Below are 951 nucleotides of genomic sequence, written 5' to 3'. Positions count from 1 at the left end.
GGTGCAAAGTACTGATGAGCTATACAAAAGTGCTATTGATGCCAAGCTAAATGATAACCAATAATTAAATAGTAAACTAATATAAACCGGATAGCTTTTGGGACTACACTGTTAGCAACGAAGAGGTGAAGTGTTTGCACATTTCTAATAAGCACTATTCGAATCGCTCCAACCCGGAATGATATCACTTCGAGATCTTGTTGGAGGTTTCTTACTAAAAGTACTCAGAGTTCTTTAGTTGTCTGAAACCAAAAAAATTTGGCCTTTATTCCTAAACATTAAAGTACATGAAACAGGTTTATCCCGGTTGGTTAACTCATCTTATTGTTAAGGCCATCTAAGAATTAGTAACAGCAGAGCTGTTATACTACTCGTTTAGTATTAAGGTTCAATGCAGGTTTGCAAAATCTGCTCGATACAAATGAGGCAAATTTTGGGAAAAAAAGTCTTCTTCATTCATGGATTATCAGGTAGCCCCAAAAAAACTTGGGGAAATTTTCCAGACTACCTTAAAAAATTACTGGGTGACGAGTACGTGGTCGATCATCTCTCATATCGATCTCCTCCATTTTGGATGTTCTGGAAAAGTGCTCCTTCTTTAATAAAAATCGCTGATGCTCGTATATCAGAACTACAAGAACTGACAGATTTAGAGCACGATGAAATAGTACTAATTGGCCACAGTAACGGTGGCGTCGTTATCAAAAAAATTTTGCAACGGCTAAAATTAAAACAGATTGAGAATAATATTAAGAAAATTTGCTTTTTAGACGTACCTCATAATGGCTCCGTTTATGCAAACTTAGGTAAAGTAGCTAGCCCAAGAAACAAACATCTCAAAGCACTTTCAATAAATTCTGATGAACTATATGAAGTTAACGACTTCTGGCAGTCTGATGACTACTATTTAAACTTTGAAACGTTAAATCTAATTGCTGAGGTAGATGACAT

1 protein-coding gene is annotated in these 951 nt (G+C 35.8%); it reads left to right on the top strand.

Going from position 1 to position 951, the window contains the following annotated elements:
* Positions 1-433: 433 nt before the first annotated feature.
* Positions 434-951 (top strand): alpha/beta hydrolase (locus R2S67_RS22755; protein WP_317347180.1); only part of this gene is annotated, 518 nt, incomplete at its 3' end.

Source organism: Vibrio sp. T13N (assembly GCF_032970445.1).
Classification (GTDB): domain Bacteria; phylum Pseudomonadota; class Gammaproteobacteria; order Enterobacterales; family Vibrionaceae; genus Vibrio; species Vibrio diabolicus.
This window is presented reverse-complemented; position numbering and strand designations above follow the sequence as displayed.